Source organism: Nostoc sp. DedQUE04, from assembly GCF_034530995.1.
Lineage (GTDB): Bacteria > Cyanobacteriota > Cyanobacteriia > Cyanobacteriales > Nostocaceae > Nostoc.
The window spans coordinates 116,908-140,256 of record NZ_JAVRCA010000015.1; the positions used below are offsets into that span (position 1 = coordinate 116,908).

At 41.1% G+C, this 23,349-nt stretch carries 11 protein-coding genes and 1 pseudogene; 2 read left to right on the forward strand and 10 right to left on the reverse strand.

The features are described from left to right. Positions 1-5: 5 nt before the first annotated feature. The 9 genes from RM049_RS13475 to RM049_RS39285 all read right to left on the reverse strand — a co-directional run bounded on the left by RM049_RS13475 (position 6) and on the right by RM049_RS39285 (position 20,499). A complete protein-coding gene (locus RM049_RS13475) occupies positions 6-4,955 on the reverse strand; it encodes a non-ribosomal peptide synthetase (protein ID WP_322704501.1) in 4,950 nt (1,649 codons plus the stop codon). A gap of 221 nt (positions 4,956-5,176) precedes the next feature. Continuing rightward, complete coding sequence (locus RM049_RS13480) at positions 5,177-5,971, reverse strand: SDR family oxidoreductase (protein ID WP_322704502.1); 795 nt, start codon at positions 5,969-5,971, stop codon at positions 5,177-5,179. 13 nt (positions 5,972-5,984) lie between these two features. Continuing rightward, positions 5,985-6,671, reverse strand: a complete 687-nt coding sequence (locus RM049_RS13485; protein WP_322704503.1) for a cupin domain-containing protein — start codon at positions 6,669-6,671, stop codon at positions 5,985-5,987. Positions 6,672-6,680: 9 nt separating this feature from the next. Then, complete coding sequence (locus tag RM049_RS13490; RefSeq protein WP_322704504.1) at positions 6,681-7,277, reverse strand: LysR family transcriptional regulator; 597 nt, start codon at positions 7,275-7,277, stop codon at positions 6,681-6,683. A 141-nt stretch (positions 7,278-7,418) separates the two neighbouring features. Beyond that, positions 7,419-12,383 carry a non-ribosomal peptide synthetase gene (locus tag RM049_RS13495; protein WP_322704505.1) on the reverse strand — a complete coding sequence of 1,655 codons (4,965 nt, stop codon included), beginning with the start codon at positions 12,381-12,383 and terminating at the stop codon, positions 7,419-7,421. After that, positions 12,384-16,616: an SDR family NAD(P)-dependent oxidoreductase gene (locus RM049_RS13500; RefSeq protein WP_322704506.1), complete on the reverse strand. Its 4,233-nt coding sequence runs from the start codon at positions 16,614-16,616 to the stop codon at positions 12,384-12,386. 266 nt (positions 16,617-16,882) lie between these two features. Then, positions 16,883-17,278 carry a hypothetical protein gene (locus RM049_RS13505; protein WP_322673924.1) on the reverse strand — a complete coding sequence of 132 codons (396 nt, stop codon included), beginning with the start codon at positions 17,276-17,278 and terminating at the stop codon, positions 16,883-16,885. A gap of 274 nt (positions 17,279-17,552) precedes the next feature. Next, complete coding sequence (locus RM049_RS13510) at positions 17,553-19,679, reverse strand: patatin-like phospholipase family protein (protein WP_322704507.1); 2,127 nt, start codon at positions 19,677-19,679, stop codon at positions 17,553-17,555. A 574-nt stretch (positions 19,680-20,253) separates the two neighbouring features. Further along, on the reverse strand, positions 20,254-20,499 hold the full coding sequence (locus tag RM049_RS39285; RefSeq protein WP_416212636.1) for a pentapeptide repeat-containing protein: 246 nt from the start codon (positions 20,497-20,499) through the stop codon (positions 20,254-20,256). A 599-nt stretch (positions 20,500-21,098) separates the two neighbouring features. Between RM049_RS39285 and RM049_RS13520 the strand changes: the two are divergent. Continuing rightward, positions 21,099-21,377: pseudogene (locus RM049_RS13520) on the forward strand (AMP-binding protein); the annotation flags it as partial. A 53-nt stretch (positions 21,378-21,430) separates the two neighbouring features. Here the strand turns inward: RM049_RS13520 and RM049_RS13525 are convergent. Next, positions 21,431-21,631, reverse strand: coding sequence for a hypothetical protein (locus tag RM049_RS13525; protein ID WP_322704509.1), 201 nt, complete (start codon positions 21,629-21,631; stop codon positions 21,431-21,433). A gap of 255 nt (positions 21,632-21,886) precedes the next feature. Here RM049_RS13525 and RM049_RS13530 point away from each other — a divergent pair, with 255 nt between their 5' ends. Then, the gene (locus RM049_RS13530) at positions 21,887-23,152 is read left to right on the forward strand and encodes a bifunctional sterol desaturase/short chain dehydrogenase (protein ID WP_322704510.1); all 1,266 of its coding nucleotides are present in this window, start codon (positions 21,887-21,889) and stop codon (positions 23,150-23,152) included. Positions 23,153-23,349: the final 197 nt, after the last annotated feature.

The window sequence follows — 23,349 nt, forward strand, 5'->3', positions numbered from 1 at the left end:
ACCTATTAATTGTTTAATTGGTCTTGGATGGCTGCTGCTAGCTGAAATACAGTAGGTTTTTCAAACAGGTAAATCAACGGCAGTTCGACTTGCAAAGCTGACTGTATTTTGTATATAACTTCAAGAGCTTGAGCAGAATGTCCTCCTAGTTCAAAAAAATTGTCTTGAGTGCTAATCTGCTCTAGTCCTAAAATGTCTTTCCAGATAGTTAACACAACTTCTTCGATATAATTTTGAGGTGTAACAAAATCCTCTGATATTGGGGAGACAATAGTTTGAGTGGGCAAACTTGGAGGTTCCGATATTAAGATAAGTTCAGTTAAACGCTGGTTATAATTGGTCGTTATTTTTTCCAGCAAGGTCTGAAAATTCTCGACCATCTTGGTAATAGTTGCAGGTTCAAATAAATCGGTTCTGTATACGAGCAAACCTTCAATACCTGTTGATGTTTCTTCGAGCGTTAACTCTAAATCAAACTCTGCGGTATCTTTTGTATCTCTAGCAATAAACTGCTCCTTCAAAGTGAGATTTGCAAATTCTAAATTATCCTCTGGAGTATTTTGAAAGACAAACATTACTTGATTTATTAATGTGTAACTGGGATCTCTGACTGGCTGGAGTTCTTCTATTAGCTTAATCAGGGGCATTTCTTGATGAGCGTAAACACCCAAGGCTACCTCGCGCACTCGGCCAAGTAGTTCCCGAAAGCTGGGGTTTCCTCCTAAGTTGGTACAAAATGGCAGTAAATTGACAAAGAAACCAATCAATCCTTCAGTTTCTACTCTGGTGCGATTTGCTAGGGCACTGCTGACAATGATGTTTTCTTGTCTTGTATAAGAGAAGAGTAATGTTTGGAATGCTGCTAACAAGGTCATAAATAGAGTTACGCCTTCCTGTTGACTCAGTACCTTGAGTGCATCGGTTAATTTCTGGGAGAGAACTATTGGTTGACCTGCACTTTTAAAGGTTCGCGCTGGTGGACGGGGGCGATCGCATGGTAGCTTCAATATTGGCGGACTAATGCCTAAATGCTTTTGCCAAAACTGAAGCTGAGATTCTAAAACTTCTCCTTCTAACCACTGCCTCTGCCATTGAGCAAAGTCGGTATATGCGATCGGTAACTCAGTCAGAGGTGACGGCTTACCCTCACAGAAGGCTTCGTAAACTTTTGCCAGTTCTTGGGTTAGGACACTAAAAGACCAACCATCAGCAACAATATGGTGGGTGACGGCAACGAATAGATACTCTTGTTCATCCAAATGCCAAAGCTTGCTGCGTAATAAAGGGCCTCGTGCCAAATCGAAAGGATGCTTAATTTCCTGTTCAGCCTGTTGTGTGGCTTGAGTTTCGCGTTCAATTGCGGGGAGGTGCTGAAGAGCGATTACTGAAAAGTCAAAGACAGGCTCGTTAATAACAGCATAAACGACTTGGCCATTCTTAACCTGAAAAGTCGATCGCAATGTTTCATGTCGTCGGACAATTTCTCTTAAACTCTCCTCTAATGCTTTCTCGTTAAGCGCACCTGTGATGCGATAGACCAAAGGCAGGTTATAGATGGAATTGCCTGGATAGAATTGGTCAAAAAACCACAACTCTAGTTGGGTTAAAGAAATTGGTATTGCCTCGCCTTGGGAGGGAAACCGTTGTAGAGATAACTCCTGCCGGTCTGGGGCTTTAGCTGTGGCGATTTTTTCGGCTAAAGGTGCGATCGCAGGAGACTCAAACAAACTTAACAGTGGTAATTCTATCCCAAATGCTTTGCGCGTTAAAGCAATCACCTGAGTTGCTAGTAAAGAATGTCCCCCCAAATCAAAGAAATTATCGTAAATACCAACTCGTTCTAACCCTAAAACATCTCTCCAGATACCAGCCAAAATTTCTTCGGTGGGAGTACGCGGCCCAACAAAAGTTTGACTTAATTCAGGTCGGTTTGTTGTCGGTTCTGGTAAGGCGCGACGGTTTACCTTACCGTTGGGTGTGAGCGGAAAAGATTCCATTTCTACAAAAGCCGATGGAATCATATAATCTGGCAATTGCTCAGTCAAAAAAGCCCGCAGTTGTTCGACTGTGATTGTCTCTCCCACAATGGGGACAAAGTAAGCGACTAAATATTTTTCCCTAGCACTTTCCCCATACACTTTAGCTACAGCTTGGTTAATTTGAGGATGTTTGCTCAGAACGGCTTCAACTTCTCCCAGTTCAACCCGAAAGCCCCGAATTTTTACTAAATCGTCTATCCGTCCCAGAAACTCGATATTCCCATCTGGTAGATATTGGGCTAAGTCCCCAGTTTTGTACAAACAACTTGATTTTAAATTTTGGATTTTGGATTTTGGATTATCAGAACTTTCAGCAGATTGGAAATTTTCACTTGTGTCCCTCAATCTAAAATCTAAAATCGGCAATCCAAAATCGGTAAACGGATTTGGTAGAAATTTTTGATTGGTCAAATCTGCACGGTTGAGGTAGCCACGAGCCAAACCATCACCACTAACGTAAAGTTCCCCAGGAACGCCAATCGGCACGGGTTGAAGATTGCTGTCTAACAGATAAACTTGCACATTGACAGCAGCCTTACCAATGGGTGGATAAATCGGCCATTCATCTGGCTTTTGGCTAAAAGTATAAGCTGTCACCAAGTCTGCTTCCGTGGGGCCGTAGAAATTATAGAGCGTACAATTTTCCAGACGCTTAAACAGCTTAATCATCGGCTGAGTAATTTGGAGTTGTTCGCCACAAGCGATCGCTTCCCTAATATTCTGAAATAAATGTGCTTGCTCTCCGTAGATTTCCGCTAATTGCTGCCACAGAGTAACGGGCAGAAAAACTTTACCAATTGGGTTATTAGCAAGTAAATGAATTAATTTATCTAAATCTTTGCGATCGCATTCAGAAATCATATACAGCGTACCTCCCAAGCCCCACGCCACGGATATTTCGTGATAGCTGACATCAAAACTGAGAGAGGCAAACTGAAGTACACCAATACCTGTGGTCATTTTTGCCTGATGGTGTGCTACTAAATTGGCGAGCGATCTCTGGGTAACAAGAGTGCCTTTAGGAGTTCCAGTAGAGCCAGAGGTATATATGATGTAAGCTAAATTATCAGCTGCTACTTCAACTTGCAGATTACTCTCAGATTCTTTGGCGATTTCTTCCCCATGTTCATCTAACACAATCAGACGATGAGCAAAGTTGCCCTCAAGTAATGACTTCCAACGTGTTTGAGTTAAGACGACTGGTGCTTGAGAATCCTTGAGCATGAAAGCTAAACGCTCTGGCGGATAGGTAGGATCGAGGGGAACGCAAACTCCTCCAGCCTTAAGAGTTCCTAAGATAGCGATCGCAGCTTCTAGCGATCGCTCTACACAAATACCCACTGGGACATCTGGCTTCACACCTAAGCGTTGCAAGTAGTGGGCGATTTTATTGGCTTGCTGGTTTAACTCCTCATAAGTCAATCGTTGATTTTCATATACCACCGCCAAGGCTTGGGGTGTTTTTTCAACTTGCTCCTCAAATAACTGATGGATGCAACGATTGATGGGATGCGCTGCTGAGGTAGCATTCCACTGTACTAAAAGCAAATCTTGCTCTGCTGGAGTTAGTAACGGTAACTCGCCTGGGGTGCGATGAGGATTGGCGGTAATTCCTTCCAACAAAGTGAGGAAATGGCCGGCCATGCGATCGATAATATCTGCATCAAAACGTTGGCGATCGTAGTAAATTTTTACAGTCATTTCCTCGCCAGGAATTGCCAGCAGTGTGAGAGGATAATTGGTTTGTCCTCTGTCTTGTAGTTCCCCAATGCTTAAGTTTCCAGGAAGTTGTTGCAACGTTACATTTACAGGATAGTTTTCAAATACAACCAGGCTTTCAAACAAAAGTTGAGTGCGAGGAATTTCACTTACGCCTTGAATATCTACCAGTGGAGTGTATGAATACTGCTCCCGTTCTATATATTCTTGTTGCAACAACCGCAACCAGGTTAACAAATCGGTTGTATCCGGGATTTTCACTCGTGCGGGTAATGTATTAATAAACAATCCAACCATCGACTCCACACCAGATAAAGTAGGTGGGCGACCAGATACAGTAGTGCCAAAAACCACATCAGACTCACCACTGTAGCGACTTAGTAACAGCCCCCAAGCAGCTTGTACCAAGGTGGCAAGTGTCAGATGATGTTGTTGGGCAAAAGATTTTAAGGTAGTTGTCGTCTGGGCTGATAGATGTTGCGATCGCACCTCAATATTTTGCTGTTGGTGAGAACTCTGCCCTAGCGATCGCTCTACTATCAAAGGCGTAGGTGCAGTGAAACCCTCAAGATTTTGTTGCCAAAACGCTTTCGCTCCAGCCAAATCTTGCTGCTGCAACCAATTAATATAATCTCGGTAAGGACGACTGGGAGCTAAATATAACTGTTGACCGTTCTGAATTGACTCATATAAAGCAAACAATTCTTTGAAGATAATCGGCCAGCTCCAGCCATCAACTAATAAGTGATGAAAACTCCAAACAAACTCATAATTCTCATCAGCTACCCGAATTAAAGCAAAGCGCATTAATGGAGCTTTGTCAAGTTCAAAACCTTGTTTTCTATCTGAATCTAAGAAAGAATTGAGACGTATTTCTTGCTCCTGTTGAGGAAACATTCGCCAGTCTAAATTAGACCAAGGCAAATTCACCTCTTTTCGCACCACCTGAACTGCTTGTTTGCGATTTTTCCAAACAAAAAGAGTTCTCAAAGCCGAATGTCGCTCTACCAACAGTTGCCAAGCTCGTTCAAATACATCTGAATCTAAATTGCCATGAATAGTTAATTGAAACTGCTCAAAATATATTGTCGATTCCGGCTCATAGAGAGTATGAAAGAGTATCCCCTCTTGCGTAGGTGAAAGAGGATAAATAGATTCAATATCTTTATTTTTACTTTGTTTTTGTGCAACTACCATTGTTTTTTAAAGATGATATTAATTAGGTTATTGCGATTTTCATTTAAGTGAGGTACAAAACCAATGTTTTTTAACGCAGAGTCAAGCGCAAAGGTACGCAGAGGTTTGCCCAATTTTATTAGCAATGTATTAATAACCTCTGGGCCTCTGCGGTTCGTTTAAAAAAAGTAATTTTCATAAATCAAATAGAACTTGTATAAACTAAAAACTTACCAAATTTTTTAAAAAGCAGATGTTGACAATCCGCCATCTACTGGAATAGTAACACCCGTAATATAACTGGCACATTCTGACGCTAGAAAAGCTACCAAATTAGCAACCTCACTAGAAAAACCGCGACGACCAAGAGGAATCATTTTATTAGTTCCTTCAATGATTGAATCAACCGTTCGACCTTCCTCTTCGGCAAATACTTCTAAATATTCTCTATGCCTGGGAGTATCAATCAGACCAGGATTGACACAGGTAACTAAAACATTCCACTTAGCAACTTGTGAAGCAACAGTTTTAGTAAAATTGATTAATCCAGCATTCGCCACTCCCGATTTCACAAGACGACTAGAAGGTTCTTTCCCTGATGTCCCAACAATATTGATAATGCGTCCCCATTGCTGACTTTTCATCGTCGGTAGCACTAAATTCGTCATGCGAATATAGCCCATTAACTTGCCTTCAAAGACAGACAACCAATCTTCATCAGATAGATTTTCTACTGCTTCATTAGAAAAACTAGCCCCTTCTGAATTATTAACCAAGATATCAATTTTGCCAAATTGGTTGAGAGCTTCTTGGACTAAGTTTTGAGAATCACTTGGATTTTGCACATCAGCAGAAATCGGGACAATTTTTGCTTGAGAACCAATCAAACCTTGATAAGCTTGTTCTAACCGTTCAGAATTTCTCCCACAAATTATTAACTGACAACCTTCTGCTGCCAGTTTTTGGGCAACGCTATAACCTATGCCAGCACTTGCTCCGGTCACTAAAGCTACTTTTTGTGTTAATCCTAAATCCATGATGAATATTCCTTTAGGAAGTAGTTAGCGCTGTCTTAGAAAAACTATCTGTAAGCGAAAAATGAGAGCGAGGTTTAATCACAAGTTCAATCAAAGATACTGTTTCATCAGAAGAATTATATCCTCCATAAACAACATCAGCAGGAACATAATAAACACTACCATATTCTACCTGTTGCTGTTGTTCTGCAACTGCGATCGTCAATTTATCATTCAGGACTATTCCCATTATTTCATTAGCCGATTGGTGAATTGGGATTATTCCTTTGGGAGGAATTTGGGTGATAATAATCTCAAACCAAGAACCAACAACAGACTTACACTCAAAACCTGTAACTTCATCTTGAGTTGATGTAACTTTCAGAATAGCCTCCTCAGCTTCCTCTGAATTTGTGATACGTTTCACATCAAACGCTAACGCTGTTTCTGAGAAAGGGTTGATAGAACCATGAAGAACATTAGAACCAGCTACATAAACTTGCTCAAATGGCTCCAGAATTTCTTTAGTACCGTTGAGGTTAAATTCCAAACGTCCCGCAATTTGCATTCCAATTTGGCTTTCGGGATGTCGATGCAATTCAAAAATAGCTCCTGGGGGAATAGAAGCTAATTGCACAACTGTGTCTTGACATTGAAATGCGATTAACTCAACATCAGAATTAATTTTGATGGTTTTTGGCTGAGGAAAATATTTAGACATAACTTTCTGCTAATTTAATTTTTTTTGAAAAATCGACCAACTCATACGAATGTTTCCATAGGTTGAAATAAACTCTAAATCGTAGGCTTTCACCGCATTCTCATTAGTAATAGCGAAATCAGCTAAACCCTGCATTACTTGAATTGCTGAATCGCTGGTAGAAGGAGACAAATCCACTTGTATTTGTGTTCGATCTTGAGAGTCTGGCAATAGTTTTGTTAACAGAGGTAAAGGAGCAGGATGAGTAACAATTCTAGAACCGTTGAAAACTGCCTCTTTATTTTTTTTCTTAGCCAATCCATAAACTGGAGTAGGAAATATAAAAATGAAGCCTAGCTCAAAACTTGGCTCCATATAAAACTCATTAATTCGGTCGTAAGCATGAGGGACTAAAGCCATATTTACTTTGTCTTGTAGCAAAGCTTCTTTGACATCTGTAAAAGTATCAAATAACTGAGTTGATACAGTAAATTCTTCTGAGATAAGATGGTTATTTATATGCTTGGCAGCGTAGTCACTACTAGTAGCATTAGGCCCCAAAGTACCTATGACTAAATTTTTTGAAGGAGGGATACGAGGTTGAAATTCAATCTGAAATTCCAGCATAGTTTTTCCTGAGTAATCATCATGATATTTTTTGGTAGTGAATCATTAGTAGCTTTGTTATAAATTACCTCCAGAAATTTAGTTTATTTGCAGAAAACTTTGTTAAAACAGAAACCGGGTTTATAGTATGAACGACTTTATTTAATTAATTTCTGCTAGTAGTTCGTCCAAAGCTTCTTGGCTAAACTCAACTTCCGGGAAATCTGAAGGAGTATAGCCACCTGCCTCTGGGGATAAACAGTGGGCAATAATAGCTTCTAAGGCTTCTATATACTCATTAGCTAGATTTTCTACAGTGGCCCGGCTATGGAAATGTTCGCTATATTGCCATTCCAGTTTCAGCCTTCCTTCAACGACTAATCCATTTACAGTTAACAAATGGCGGCGCTGTCCTTTGGGGCTGTGAATGGAACCGCTAGACTCTTGAGCATATTTCCACCCAAGGGTTGCTAACTGCGTTTGGTCAAATTGACCCAAGTAGTTAAAGCTCACCTCAGCTTGGGGTAGGACTTGTATAGGTAGTTTTTCTCCTCTGCTCGACGGCAGTTGCTCCTGGGGGAAACCCCCAAGACCGCACTGCCTCCCCTGCTCCCCTGCCCCCCTGCTCCCTGCTCCCTGCTCAAGAGCTTTTTCACTGCGATCGCTCTCATCCAGGCTAAGATAGCGCCAGATGCCATAATCAATACCTCGGTTGGGAATACGTCGCAGTTGCTCTTTTACCGACTTGAGAACCTCTCCGGGATCGAAACGATCCTCCAGTTTTAACAGCACGGGGAATATAGTAGTAAACCAGCCTACAGTACGAGACAAGTCCACATCCTCAAACAAGTCCTCTCGTCCGTGACCTTCTAAGTCAATCAGAAGGGAGTGAGAACCTGTCCAACGAGCGAAAGTCTGCACCAACGCTGTCAGCAGGACATCGTTAATTTGAGTATTGTAGGCTCCGGGGACATCCTGTAATAGAGTGCGAGTCTGTTCTACATTCAGGTATACAGATACAATCCGACTGGAAGCTACAGTATTATCTTGGGCAACAGCAGCATAATCCAACGGTAAAGGAGCAATTGGGAACTGCATTGAGTCCAGCCAGTAATCTAACTGTGAGTAGAGTTGTTGACTGCGGGCATAATCCTGCAATCGCATTGCCCAATTCTTGAAGGAAGTTGTTTTTGCAGGTAGTTGGATACTTTTGCCAGTTTCTAATTGTTTGTATGCTCCAGATAAATTTTCTAGCAAAATTCGCCACGAGATCCCATCTACAGCCAGGTGATGGATGATAATGAGTAAACGTCCGGGGGAATTGCCTAAGTGAAACAGAACGACCCGCATCAGCGGCCCATCTGCTAAGTTCAGCGTCCTTTGTTCTTCCTCTGCCCTGGCTTCAATTGTCCTTAACTGTTCTGCTTGGGGCAGATAGGACAAATCTGCAATACCCAATGATACGCCATCGCTCGCATCACTGTTGTACTGCTGCCATTGCCCCTCCTGCTGCACAAACCGCAGGCGTAGAGCATCGTGATGGTACAGTAACTTTTGTAGTGCCTGCTTTAATAACTCCGGTTGCAAATTTGCGGGAACTTCTAGCAGGAAGGATTGGTTAAAGTGATGAGGTTCTGGCAGATTTTGCTCAAAGAACCAGTGCTGAATCGGTGTTAGAGGGACAACCCCTGTAACTAAACCTTGTTCTGATTGAACCGAATTAATTGTACCAGCAACAGCAGCTAATTCAGCAATTGTTTGATGTTGAAATATTTGTTTGGGAGTAAGTTTTAGTCCGGCTTGATTAGCTTTAGCAATAATTTGCATACTAATGATAGAATCTCCGCCCAATTCAAAGAAATTGTCGTGGATACCGACTTTTTTTAGAACTAAAACCTCCCGCCAAATCTTTGCCAAGACTTCTTGAGTGTGGGTGTGGGGAGAGACAAAGCCAGTTGATTCATCGAACTCGAACTCTGGTACTGGTAATGCACGACGATCTACTTTGCCGTTGGGGGTAATCGGCAGAACTTCTAGAACTATGAAGGATGCAGGTATCATGTAACTGGGGAGCTTGGACTTGAGAAACTGACGTAACTCATTACTGTTCGGCTGTGTCAGTTCTGGGATGATATATGCTGCCAAACTCTTAATACTGGGTTTATCTTCTCTTGCAAGCACAACAGCATCGCGTACCTGTGGGTGTTGAGTCAAAGCCGCCTCAATTTCGGAAAGTTCAATGCGAAAGCCACGAATTTTAACTTGGCTATCAATGCGACCCAAGAATTCTATATTGCCATCGGCTTGGTAGCGAACCAAATCGCCTGTTTTATATAAAAGTGCTGAGTGCTGAGTGCTGTTAGCAGAAGCGGGGCTTTTAGCCCGTGCTGAGTGCTGAATTGTCCTCCTACTCCCTGCTCCCTGCTCCCCTGCTCCCCTGCCTCTTTGGAAAGGGTTACTAATGAATCTTTCAATCGTCAGGTCGGGACGGTGGAGGTAGCCTCGTGCCAAGCTCTCACCACCGATGTACAATTCTCCAGTCACACCAATGGGTACAGGCTGCAACAGGGAATCGAGTATATAAACTTGGGTATTAGCGATCGCCCGCCCAATCGCAGGTGGTATATAGTCTTGTTGTCTTTTCGGAACAGTACCAGATGTTGTGACTACAGTATTCTCTGTTGGCCCGTAATTATTCACCACCTTAAAGGGATGGGAATCTAAAGGATATTGATGAAGTTGATCCCCACCTGTGAGCAAAGTCCGCAAAGCAGCATTCGCCGGCCAATTTAATGATAAAATTTTCTCGGCCATTGGTGTCGGTAGGAAACTAATGGTTATTGCTTTTGACAACAACCAGTCTCGTAGTTGCTCGGGGTAAAGTCGGGTTTCATCGTTAGGAAAGTGAATGCTAGCTCCCGCCGTCAGATAAGGCCAGATTTCCCAACCACAAGCGTCAAATGCAACTCCCGCAATTTGTGTTGCTCGGTCAAGCGGCGACACTGCAAAAGCTTGTTGATGCCAAAAGACGAGATTTAACAATCCTCGATGTTCAATTTGCACTCCTTTGGGTTTACCAGTGGAACCGGAAGTGTAAATCACATAAGCCAGATTGTCAGTTGTTACTGTATGGAGTAAATTCTCTACACTGGTGCTGAAGATTGCTGTGTCGCTATCCAGACAAATCACCTGCGCTTGATGTGACGGTAGCATTGCGACCAAGCTTTTCTGGGTCAACAGCACTTTAACTTGGGCATCTTCTAGCATAAACGCCAACCGCTCTTGAGGATATGCTGGGTCAAGCGGTACATAAGCCCCACCAGCCTTGAGAATGCCCAGCAATCCTACTATCATTAGGGGAGAACGCTCAACACAAATTCCTACCAATACTTCTGCACCAACACCTAAAGATTGCAGATAGTGCGCTAATTGATTGGCGCGGAGGTTCAATTGCTGGTATGTCAGAGACTCATCCTCATAGACCACAGCCACAGCATTTGGTGTTTTTTCCACCTGTTCTTCAAACAACTGATGGATGCATTTGCTGTCAGGATAAGGCGTATAAGTATCATTCCACACCACTAGTAACTGATGTCGCTCCTGCTGACTCAGCAGTGGTAATTCACCAATGGTTTGATTCGGATTAGCAATAATCCCTGCTAACAAAGTCTGGAAATGACTTGTCATCCTCGCAATGGTATCTGGCTCAAAGAGGTCGCTGTTATATTCCCACGAACCGATCAGCCCCTCTTTTGTGTCCCAAACTGCCAAGGTCAAATCAAACTGAGATGTTCCACGTTCTATAAATTGAGGAGTCAGGGTAACATCAGGCAATTCTAATGTATCCAACAAGAAATTCTCTAAGACAAACACCACTTGGAATAGGGGATTGTAGCTGAGAGAACGTTCTGGTTGCAAGGCTTCTACTACTTGTTCAAAGGGGACATCTTGATGAGTGTAAGCAGACGTTGCAACTTGTCGCACTTGAGAGAGAAACTCACCGAAACTCGGATTTCCCTCGATTTGGTGACGCAGTACCAATGTATTGACAAAAAAGCCCATCAATGTTTCTATCTCTGTGCGGTTGCGGTTGGCAATAGGGCTACCAATGCAGATATCATCTTGACCACTGTAACGAAACATTAAAACTACGAAAGCCGCCAGTAGGGTATGAAAGAGGGTAGCTCCTGACTGTTGGCTGAAGGTTTTGATTTGCTGGCTCAAATTTTGGTCAATTTGAAATTCCTGGGTAGCACCACAGAAAGTCTGAACGGCGGGACGTGGTTTGTCTGTGGGTAGTTCTAATAAGGGTGTAGCACCAGCTAATTGTTGCTTCCAGTAGTTAAGTTGCTGTTTTTGAACTTCCTCAGTTAACCATTGTCGCTGCCAAACTGCAAAATCAGCATGCTGGATGGGCAACTCAGGGAGGAGTAAAGGAGAATCAAGAGTAAAAGCTCGGTAGAGGCTGGACAACTCTTTGATGAATATCCCCATTGACCAGCCATCCGTGATTATATGGTGCATAATCAACACCAGCACATTCGACTCTGACCCCAGTCGCAGTAAAGTGACTCGCAACAAAGGGCCATTATCCAAATCAAAAGGTTGCCGAGCTTCTTTTGTGACAATCTGTTGTACTTCTGATTCTTCTAAACCTTGCAAGTCCAGCACTGGCATAGCAATCAGCAAGCTAGGAGAAATTACCTGCACGGGTTTTCCATCTACTGCTGGAAATGTTGTCCGTAAAATCTCGTGGCGGCGAATGATTTCGTTGATACTCTGCTGAAGAACTTCTACGTTGAGTACACCTTGAACGCGCAGCTGGAAACCCTCGTTATAAAATGGGCTTTGGCTCTCTAATTGATAGAGAAACCACATCCTCTGCTGGGCAAAGGATAAGGGCAACTCTGTAGAACGCTCTATAGGCAGTATTGGTGCAAAGGAGGAGTCTGTGGCAGTCTTGGCTTCTTGTATAAAAGCCAGGATTTCTGATTTGCGTTCTAGCAATTGGTTTTTCAGCTCTGGGTTCATCACTCCCTTGGGAGCGCGATAGTTTAAGCGATCGCCTTCCAACCAAATTTTGATGCCTAAACTATTTAAATAAGAGACAAATTCTATTGTTGTCATTTATAATACGCCTCCCTCATATTCTTCCTCTGCGTCATCAATAGCTACATTCCACTTGCTGACGACAGTTTGTAGCGCCTCAAGACTTTCTCCCAAACCAGCTACAGTTGGGGATGCAAAAAAACGATTGGGCGACAACTCAACAGAAAAAGTCTCACGCAACCGAGAAATGACTTGGAAGGCTAGCAAGGAATTTCCTCCTAATTGAAAGAAGTTATCATGAATGCCGATTTGAGGTATGCCTAATACTTCTTGCCAGTTTTGAGCTATTTGCCGTTCTGTCTCGTTTCGGGGAGCGATCGCTCTTTGAGTCATACCCCTAGCCAATAAGTCTCGATTGATTTCACCATTAGCAGTGAGAGGCATTTGGGATAGTTGCACGAAGTCACAGTTAACGGTTGTTGTGAAGCGATCGCGCACCGTCAAATCTGATAACTCTGGTACGGTAGAACCGTTACTCGTAGTGAAATAGGCAGTTAATTTCTGTAGCCCTGGAAACTCAGAGGTGAAACGCCGAATTTTGGGATTGCTGCCATCTAAACCGACTATTAGCTGTGCTTGGTTGTGATATAAACCAGCCAAAAAGGAATATAATCCTTGTTGCAAACTCATCTCATAATAGCCTTGAGCGCGGGTGATTTCTTGCCTTTGATAACCCTTGTTAATCCCTGTATCACGCCAATTTGTCCAAGCAAAGCAATAGCTGTGCAACCTGCTAACAGAAAGTTGATATTGATTAAAGCTTTCCAAAAAGTTGTTAGCAGCAGCATAAGCAGAAATTGTCGCTCCACCAAAGAAACTTGCTAAAGACGAAAAGCTAATGAAAATCCCCTGTCCTTGCTTCTTAAGTACCTGATGTAGTACCCAAGTGCCTAACACTTTGGGTTGCAGAATTGCAGCTAAACTCTGTGGTGTTTCATTCACTAGCATTTGTTCGTGATAAGTTCCCGCCAGATGAATCACGCCATCCAGTTGACATCCCCAGTTAGCCTTGGCTTTTTCCACCACTTGTTGCACTGCTTGAAAGTCGCAGATATCCACTGCTTCATAAACCACGGAACCAAGCTGCTTTAATTCCTGATAAACTTTGACTTTTTCTAATGAGACATTTGGTAAACGAGTCCGACCTACTAATAACAATTTGGCATTAAAAAACTTAATTAGATATTTAGCAATTTCAACTGCAACGCCTCCAAGCCCACCACTTATGAGATACATTCCCCCCATTTTCAAAGGAAGTTCTTGCTTTGGTTTGTCTTGCAGATTAACTTTTTCTAAACCTGCAATTAAACGTTGTCCATTGCGATAAGCTATTTCTTGGTCTTTTGAGAAAATCTGGAGTTCTTGTAGAAGATAGTTACCAGCTACCTGTATTGAATTTGGTGTCAAATCTATGTGACGACAATTTAACCAAGGTATTTCTTGGGGAATAGTTTTAATTACACCGAGAACTGGAGATTTTTCATAAGCAATCTTGTCTGTTACTTGCGTAGATTGGGTGTAGCTAGAAACAAATAATAACTGTAAATCTGAGAAATTTTGAGTTTTTGCTAGGGCTTGGACAAGAAATAACAAACTGTAAATTCCCTGTTCTTGCGCTTTTTCCAGAGCTGCTAGGCTTTTGATTTCTCCGCCATACTCTTGATAATTCCACAGATGGAGAATCTGACCGATGGTCTGTTTCTCTGCCTTGATTGTGTCAAGTAAGAGTTGATAATGGTCTGCATTTCCAGGATTTAAAAAGAAGTGATTGGAATCTTTTTTAGCAAAATCAGAGCCGGGTGAAACACACAGATATGGCAGGTTTTGCTGTTCTAGTTGCTGACAAACAAATGTCCCCAATCCTAACTCGTCGAGGAAGACTATAGTTAGACAACCTTGGGGTAAAGCTTTTATAAGTTTGGCTTGCTTCCGGCGCCAGACTTTTTGATAGAACCAATCAGGAATAGTATTAGTATTATTTAGTAATATATCAACTTGTTTGATAATGTGGTTAAACTCACCTGCACCGAAGCGATCGCGAAGTTGCGATCGCTGAATTTTACCAATGATGGTTTTAGGAATATCTTCTTTAGGTAATAAAATTAAATAATCAGGATTTAACCCGATTTTACTGACGACTGTCTGCCGAATTTTAGTTAGCAGTTCTAATAGTTTTTGGTCTTCCGTAACAGGCGAACTGAAGAAGATAGCCAGTTTCTCTGTTGCATCATCAGCATCGCAGACTGCACAAGCGGCTGTGTAAGAAACTTCAATTTCTGCAATTTCTTCAACTACTGCTTCAATTTCATGACTGTAGTAGTTAGCTCCATTGATAATGATAGTTTCTTTGGCGCGACCAGTAACAACTAATTGTCCGTTGGCAATGAATCCTAAATCTCCAGTATCAAACCAGCCATCTTTTAAAAATGATTGACTGTTCGCATCGTAGTTGTTGTAATATCCCGGAGAAACTGCATCACCTTTAACTTGCAAACGACCGATAGTGTCTTCTGTTAATACAGAGTTTTGCTCGTCTACTATGCGAATTTTAACCCCAGGAATAACTGAACCTAAATCAGTAAAAGTATGATAATTCGGATGGTCTATTTCTACTCGTTTAATAGTACCTTCTAAGATAGATTTATCTATCCTATGGAATAACAAAGGTGCTTCTTTTTTGGGCTGATAATATGTAATTCCCGAACCCATCTCTGCCATCCCAAAAGCTGGTCTAATTGCTGTTGCTTCGAGTCCATAAACAACTAAATTTTCTCGAAAATCTTCCACAGCTTTACTAGATACTGCTTCGCCAGCTGTTAGGAGAAATTTTACACAAGATAAGTTCCAGTTCTGTTCTGGTTCTTGTTTGAGAGAGTCATTAACTATGGCATAAGCAAAGTTGGGTGCCCAGCTATGAGTAATCCGATATTTATGGATCAAATCCAACCAGTTGAGGAGGCGACCTAAGATATATTCTTTTTGGGCATAAACGAGGGTGCAACCGATTTCTATACCACGAATATGCCAGTCGGAAATGCTGCCAATATGATCGAACGGCAGCCAATTTAAAACTATATCTTCTCGCTGGTGTTGATTGAGTTGGTTAGCTCCTCTGGCACGAGCAATGAGATTTTGATGAGTCAATTGAACGCATTTTGGGATTCCTGTACTGCCAGAAGTTAGATTGAAAAGAGCCACTTCATTTGGTTGACTCTGGTGATATTGTTTGCTGGCAGGATTGTCTTTTAATGCTTCAATCGTGTCTATTTTTAGGCGTTCTGCTGGTAGCCATTGCGATAGTAATTCTACCTCTTGTTTGAGAGCTTCTGTAGTTAAGATGACTGGACTATCTAAGAACTGCCAAATATGACAAAGCTTATCCACCACCTTGTTTGATTCTCTATAAGTTGGTGGTACTTCCACGATCGCAGGTACAAAGCCTCCCAATATGCAGCCCCAAAAAGCTGGAATAATGTCACAGCTAAGTTCCATCTGCAATATGACTTTGTTTTTTGGCTTGAGTCCCAACTTTCTCAAACCAGCAAGAATTCGCTCGGCAACTTCCAGTAATTCAGCGTAGGATTGGCGTAGTTCTGTGCCATCGGGCAACAGGTAAATAATACCCTCACCTGTAACCTTTTGAGCAGCTCTTTGCAAAACTTCCGGCAAGGTAACAGGTGCATTGCGATCGTTCGAGAGAATATCACCGTGGCTGATGGCAAGTGGCTTCGGCTGTGTGAAATGTTGTTGTGTATTGGGCTGAGAGTCTTTGAGGATTGGAGAAAAGTTTGCGATCGCATTTTTGTTTTGCCAATCTGGGAGCAAATCTGACAAATGGAGTGAGGGAATTTGCTTTCTCAACTCCTGCACTACTACCACTGCCTGTTCGATTTTATAATGAGAATTAAGTTGCTTTTCTACTTGCTCTATTAAACTTTCATCAATAACAGGAATGTTACTCAAAGCTAATTCGTCTACCTCTCCTGCGGCAGTTAAAGGTAGATTGGACACTGATACAAAAGCTCTTGGTAGTAATGCTTCATCGCATATATCTTGAAGATAAAAGCGAATTTGTTCTAGCAAAATATTTGAGCTTGAAACAATATATAGTATGACTTCTAGCGGAGATATTTTCTTGACAATTACTGTACATTCGTTTATTGAAGTTTTCTCCAATAAAACTAATTCAAAATCAGTTTTAAGTTGCTGTATTTTCTCCAAATTTAAACTTTTTTTTTCTGAAAAATTCATTTGATTATCAACCCATACTGTATATAAGTGGTGGTTAAAAACTATAAATTGAATGAATTAGTGCAGAACAAGTTTTTAGGTTTTAATCTGTTCCTATTTAAATATACTTTCATGCGGCATTGCATAATTTTGAATAATGGCCTTTGAGTGTTTAATCCGGTATAAATCGGACTCAGAGGCCATTTTATTATTTGAGAGCAATTAAGCGCGATCGCACTTAATTTAGTAACATTTTGTTGGCAGTCTCAACAAATGTAACAGGAAAATTATTCCTCGACGATTTCAATTGTCTTTGGCGGCTGAACCTCTTCAAAATTATCAGTGATTGTTGGGTTAAGTTCATTTTTTAGTTTGAGTTTTAGATCCTCTGTAATGGGTAAATCTTTAATTTCTTTGAGGAGATATCTCACAGATTCGGTTTTGCGACGTTCTGCATAAATATTCTTGAGAACTGCTTCAATTCCAAATCCCGCTATAGCCTCCCCTACAAGCGTTGTCAAACCAAGCACACCTAGACCGCCGATGATGCCAAACGGGCCTCCCAACCCCGCCAGGGCAGCTACAACGCCGTAACCACCCGCCAAACCTGTTGCAGAAATTGCAATTACCAGAAGTATGCCAGGAAGACCCAAAGCAGCGATTTTTTTAACGACTTCATCCATTGGAATTACCTCAAATCCTTACATTCTTGGTTAAATCTTGATTAAGGGTAATAGAATTTATTCACCCTTACTTGCTAGCTTAGTACTTAATCGAGATGGTGACTAATTTTTACTTTGTCAAAACTTAGTGCTGAGTGAGGAGTGCTGAGTGCTGTTAGCAAAAAGCTAAGGTTTAGCCCGTGCTGAGTTAGGAGTTAAGAGTTAAGAGTTTTGTTTATCTCCTTGTCTCCTCATCTCCCTCATCTCCCTGCTCCCCTGCTCCCCTGCCTCTTTTTTAGGCTAACAAAATACTACATAACTCATCGATTTGTTTACTTTTTTCTGTAATCAGTCGATGAGCTATAGTTTGTAACTGACGAATATTTTCTGATTTGACATTATCTATGTCTTCTAAATCACCTGTTAAAAATGTTTGAAATCTATAATAAGAGCCTCTAATTTCCTTGTCAGGAGACTCAAATAAGTGTTCTAATTCTCCAGCTACAACTTCACTACCACCGTCCATAACAATGTTTAAAAGAGGTTTTACCCATTGCAATTGTCCCCAATTTTTCACATCGTTATACTTGTAAACACTCGTCAGGGAACCTGTACCCAAGGAAACTAATAAGATATCGTTGGTATGTAGCACTGCTTTTTGAGCTTGTCTACTGATTTTCGCTTCTGTAATCGCCAAGCTTGCTGGATTATTAGCAACCAATCCTCCGTCTACTAAATTATAGAAGCCACTAGGATTATGGGAAGTCGCAACTCGATAGGGAGGAAAATAAGTAGGTGTCGCACTAGTTGCCATTGCCGCATCTTTGAGCGTAAAACCGACACTCACCTTCCGAAATTTTTTAGATTCTATCTGTTGTTTTTCGATTTGGTTGGTAAAGAATATCGGAATTCGCTGTTCGATATCGTAGCTAGTGACGAAAACTTCTTTAAGATTATTTTCTAGAGGGGTATTACCAAAATATTGGTTGATAATTTCTTCTCTGCCGTCAGACGCATATTTGGGTTGAGCAAACATATCTTCAAGAGGGCCGAGCAAATGTTCAAAAAATGGCTCGTAAAATATCTCAGCCCCATATTCGACATATAATTTGACCATCTGTTCGGCACTGTACTGAGCTTGTGGCTCACTTTCAGATATAGATGGATCTAAACTTAATTGGGGTTTAGTCAATCCTAGTGCCAGAATTCCTCCGGTTGAAGTGCCTGCAATTAAGTCGAATAAACTAAAAATCGGTTTTTTTGTGCGCTTTTCAATTTCTGCTAATATTAGCGCTGGGATAATGCCTCGAATACCGCCTCCATCAATGGAAAGAATTTTATATCTAGGATTGGCTGTAGTAATCATAGTTTTTTGCGATCGCTCCTGAGTTAATTTTTGTGGTTTTTTGGGCTGTTGGATATCGGCCAGAACTTGACTTTCAGTTGCTTGAGCTATTTCGACTTTCTCTTCTTGCTTTGGCTGGGAAGTTTGAATGTTGGTATTTTCACTCTGCTTCTTTGCCCCTTTTTTTCCCTTTCCTGTAGTTGAGGCTACAGGAACGGGAGTTACAAGAATGTCGTTTTCTACATCTGGGGAAACCTCAATGGATTGCTGCGAGTCAGCTTTGCCAACAGCAGTTAGTTCAGTGGAGGAAACCTCTGCAACTGACTGGTTCTCTTCTGGGGAATTGCTTGTTGTTGGACTCTGGTTCGATGATTGGGTAATTCCAAATGGAATTTGTGCTAAACCCCAACTGGGATTACCATGCAAAGTTCCATTATGAGTATTTTCAGTCTGGTCTTTTACGGTCGTTCCTTCTCCTTCGTTTAAAATCCAATAAGCGACTAATCCTTGTTCCTTCCCGACTAGAGGCTTAATGCGGTGTGTTTGGATTTCCACTGGCGGACAGGGGTAATTCCAGACGCTAATATTAGCTAATTGACCTGTGAAATATATGTTGTTGTGTAAAGTCGCGCCCAGAGTCACAGGACTAGTTGCTTTGTTTAAAGAGTCACCTGTCAAATAGCCAAAATACTCATGCTCGTCAAGGTGTATAGTCAGTTGACCCCGATTAAAAACAATAGCAAAGAAGTGCCATTGTCCGACAGTTAATTCTCCATTGCCAAAGGTTTTGATAACCTTCTCAGCCTTTTCATCAATATATATATCTAAGTTTCCTGATTCATTGATGCCAAACTCAAAGTTATCACTATATCGGTCTGAGGAACGGGCAAAAAAAACATTGTGCGTTCCGTATGTAGTGGCTTGATTTTTTAGTTCTTGAGGATTAATCCATCCAGAAATTGTAAAGGCTGAACTCCCCTCAGCAAAAACACCACCAATATCATTTCTGCCAAAATTTATATAATCATCTTGACCATCAAATGTTATAACTGATTGGCTATATACCTGGGTTGTCACGATATTTTAATCTCCAAATAAGAGTAGAACTGAAGAAAGTCCTTAGCGACGATTAAAATTTATGGCGATCGCTTGAATTAATGAAGTGTACTCGGATTCCTATCATCGTCCATCGTCGCACTCTCTACGACTGACTATACCAGTATGGCTGCGCTCTTTGTTAGTTGCCATATCTCACTCACCATTAAGATTTTTCCAATTCAAATCTTGACAAGTATTAAACAAAATTACTAAACCTTTATAAACTTATAACTTATTCAAAACTATAATTTATTACAATTTTGAAAACTTTTAATTATTGCCCAAATATTCAAAATTTATGTTCATTGTATCAGAAACATAGTTTATCTGAATTTTTTAGTCAAGATATTTATCTAAATATTTACTTAAATTTATAAAATTATTATGCTTTAAATCTTTGCGAACAACATTACTTGTTGGCGATTAATTTCTTAACTGTCTTAACTGTCTTAACTGTCTTAACTGTCTTAACTGTCTTAACCGAATTGTTTGAAATGCTGTTGCATTTTATTGAGAAAAATGAGATGATTTTTTAACTGAAATTTTCAGTATGTTAATTTAAAGAAAGTAAGTTTGTTTCAACGATATAGGAATCTGTTTTTATTTCTGAAATTATTTGCGTGGTGCGCGTTGACATTGGCGTTGGCGAAGCCTCTCGTAGAGAAGCCTCTCGTAGAGAAGCCTCTCGTAGAGAAGCCTCTCGTAGAGAAGCGCAGCACAAGCGCGATAGAAAGGAAACTCTTAACAGGGAACAGGGAACAGGAGAGAAGAAAGTTAAAGGTCTACTGAGTTTTTTCACGCAATCAAATATGAGTCCTATAGATTAGTTGTTATCAAAAAAGAGTAAAATCATCAGTTAAATTAGGGGTAATTCTGCTGCGGTTGCAGCTATTCTTACACCATTGGGAAATCCGTTTAGTATCGTAGGAGGTATCGGGCTACTTGGTCTAATAACGGTTGTAGGGGATGCTGTAGCAGGATATGGACTTGAAGCTATTGTTAAAGCTATTTATAAAGTAACAAAACTGAATTTGTTCAATTTTTCCTTAAATAAATTAAAGATTTACCGATTACAATAGACTTAGCTTGGAGTTAAGTATTACTTTTTAGGAAGTAGAGACTACAAAAACAATTGAAATTGTTGAGAAATGATTTTGATGGCTAGTTGTTACCTAATGCCAACCCACTTTTAGCAAAAGTTTAGTTAGGTAATATTAATTATTGAAGAGCGGACTTTAAGAAGGATATATAGCATTTCCTAGTCTGTTGAGGTACAAATCTCTGCGTACCTCTGCGCTTTACTTTGCGTCCCTCTGCGTTTCAAAATATTATCTGTACCTCACTTAACAGGGAATCGCTATACAAGCTAATGCGGTTAGATAATCATAGTCAGCTTTTAGATTACGCGATCGCTGCATTACCCATATCACACTACCACCATCAGCGTTAGCGGTTATGCCCGTGGAGGAACTCCCGGCACTGCAAACAATAATTGTCGCCGGAGAGTCTTGTTCTGCTGAATTAATCAAGCAGTGGTCTGTTGGCAGAAACTTCTTCAAAGCTTACGGCCCGACGGAAGCTAGTGTCTGTGCCACAATTGGCAAAGCCACGCCGAAGGCGAACGCAAAATGCCATGATAGCGAGAAAATATCTATTGGTAAGGCGATCGCCAATACATCAGCAGAAGAACGTAATCGCTCATTACCAGCACAAGTAGTAGTTTGTCTGAATTATTGCTCTTTAAGTTGAGGACAAGTAGGCAAGAGTGATTGGGAATTTGCTGATGTGTCTGCATCAGTACTTTGGAGTTCTGGAACTGGCTTGGACTGAGCAATATAGCACTGGCGCATGGTTGCTTGTTTTTCTAATCGGGTAGCGATCGCTTTTAACAATTCCTCTACTGTCGAGGGCTTGGTAAGATAATAGACCATTTTCGGCTGCGATCGCTTCAAACCCTTCTGCTTCTAAACTGTCTACGAGATAGAATTATTAATTTATCATTAGCAGATGTGGCTGCAAGTGCAGGGGCAGAATTTACCTAAATACGCTGTAACTAATTCGTAATTGGGCATTGCTTATTTCTCCTTGTCCCCCATTCCCTTTGATTTGAATTTGCTCTAAACTCGACCTGAACGCACCTTTATCAGATTGTGAAGAATGATTAACAAAAACGAGTATAGACAAACATGATAAAAATGCTAGCTGAAAACTTGATAGGAATTGAGACAAGCTTACAAATTAATTGGGTTTGGCTAAATGTCAGCTTACAGTTTGCTAGTTGGGCACTCTTCTCACTTTTACTTGCTGAGATATTGAGAGACAGCTATCATGCTTTGTGTCATCAAGTCAATTGGCTTGCTAAATGGCACAACAAGCACCACATGGCTTATCGCCGCGATTTATCGATAGTTTCTCTGAAAGTTTATCAAGAATCGCAGCTTTATCACGACATTTTAGAGTCGAGTCTACTGCTGCTGGTATTGATAGTCATTGCCTTAATTGGTAAGCAAATGGGGTTATGGCTAGGAGTAGCTTACGCTTGTACCTTTTTGTATGGTGCGTCTGTGCGATATTTTCTAGGAAAAATTGATACAGATTACAACCACCTACCCGGCCCTTTAGAGACAATTCCATCCATTTGGTGGGTGAATCGGTCTTACCATTGGCGACATCATTTTGATGATGTTAACGCCTACTACAGTGGCGTCTTTCCCTTAGTTGATAAAATTCTGGGTACAGGACTATCTCTCAAAGGTAAAACCATCGCTTTAACTGGAGCATCAGGAGCGTTGGGGCAAGCGTTGGCGGCTGAACTTGTCAAGAATAATGCTAAAGTCGTGGCATTAACCACTAATCCAGAAAAATTAGTAGAGCAAGTTGGGGTAAAGGTGGTTTCCTGGCAGTTGGGCAATGAAGCCAATCTGAAGGATAGTTTAGAGAAAGTAGATATTTTAATTATCAATCATGGAGTCAATGTCTACGCCAGCCGCACATCGGAGGCGATCAATTCCTCTTATGAAGTGAATGCCTTTTCAGCATTACGGTTGATAGATATATTTTTGACAACTGTAACAGGGCCACAAGCAAAAGCAACCAAGGAAATTTGGGTAAACACTTCTGAGGCTGAGGTTTCTCCAGCACTGAGTCCGCTTTATGAACTCAGCAAAAGAGCGCTAGGAGATATTGTTACGCTCAAGCGTTTGGATGGGGATTGTGTAATTCGCAAGTTAATTCTTGGCCCGTTTAAGAGTCAACTAAATCCTTATGGAGTGATGTCTGCACAGCAAGTTGCTCGTGCGATCTTATTTTTGGCACAGCGTGACTTCCGAAATATTATTGTGGCAATAAATCCTCTCACCTATCTGCTGTTTCCCTTAAAGGAAACGAGTACGTCACTATACTATCGAGTCTTCAGCCGGACAGCAAAAAGTGAACAGGACTTACACAAATAATAGTCAAAAAGAATGATTTTCAGGTAGTTTGTCAAGTTTAAATTGATAGGTAAGCAAGTTTGTAGTAAAGACTTTAGTCCTTATTTTCTAAGCACTAAAGTGCTTACTACAAACCCTCAAAAGTGAAAGTGATATCATGTCCGGCTAATCACTTATGATTACCGTATCTGTGCAAAAATCCCAAAAATCTCTTTCTC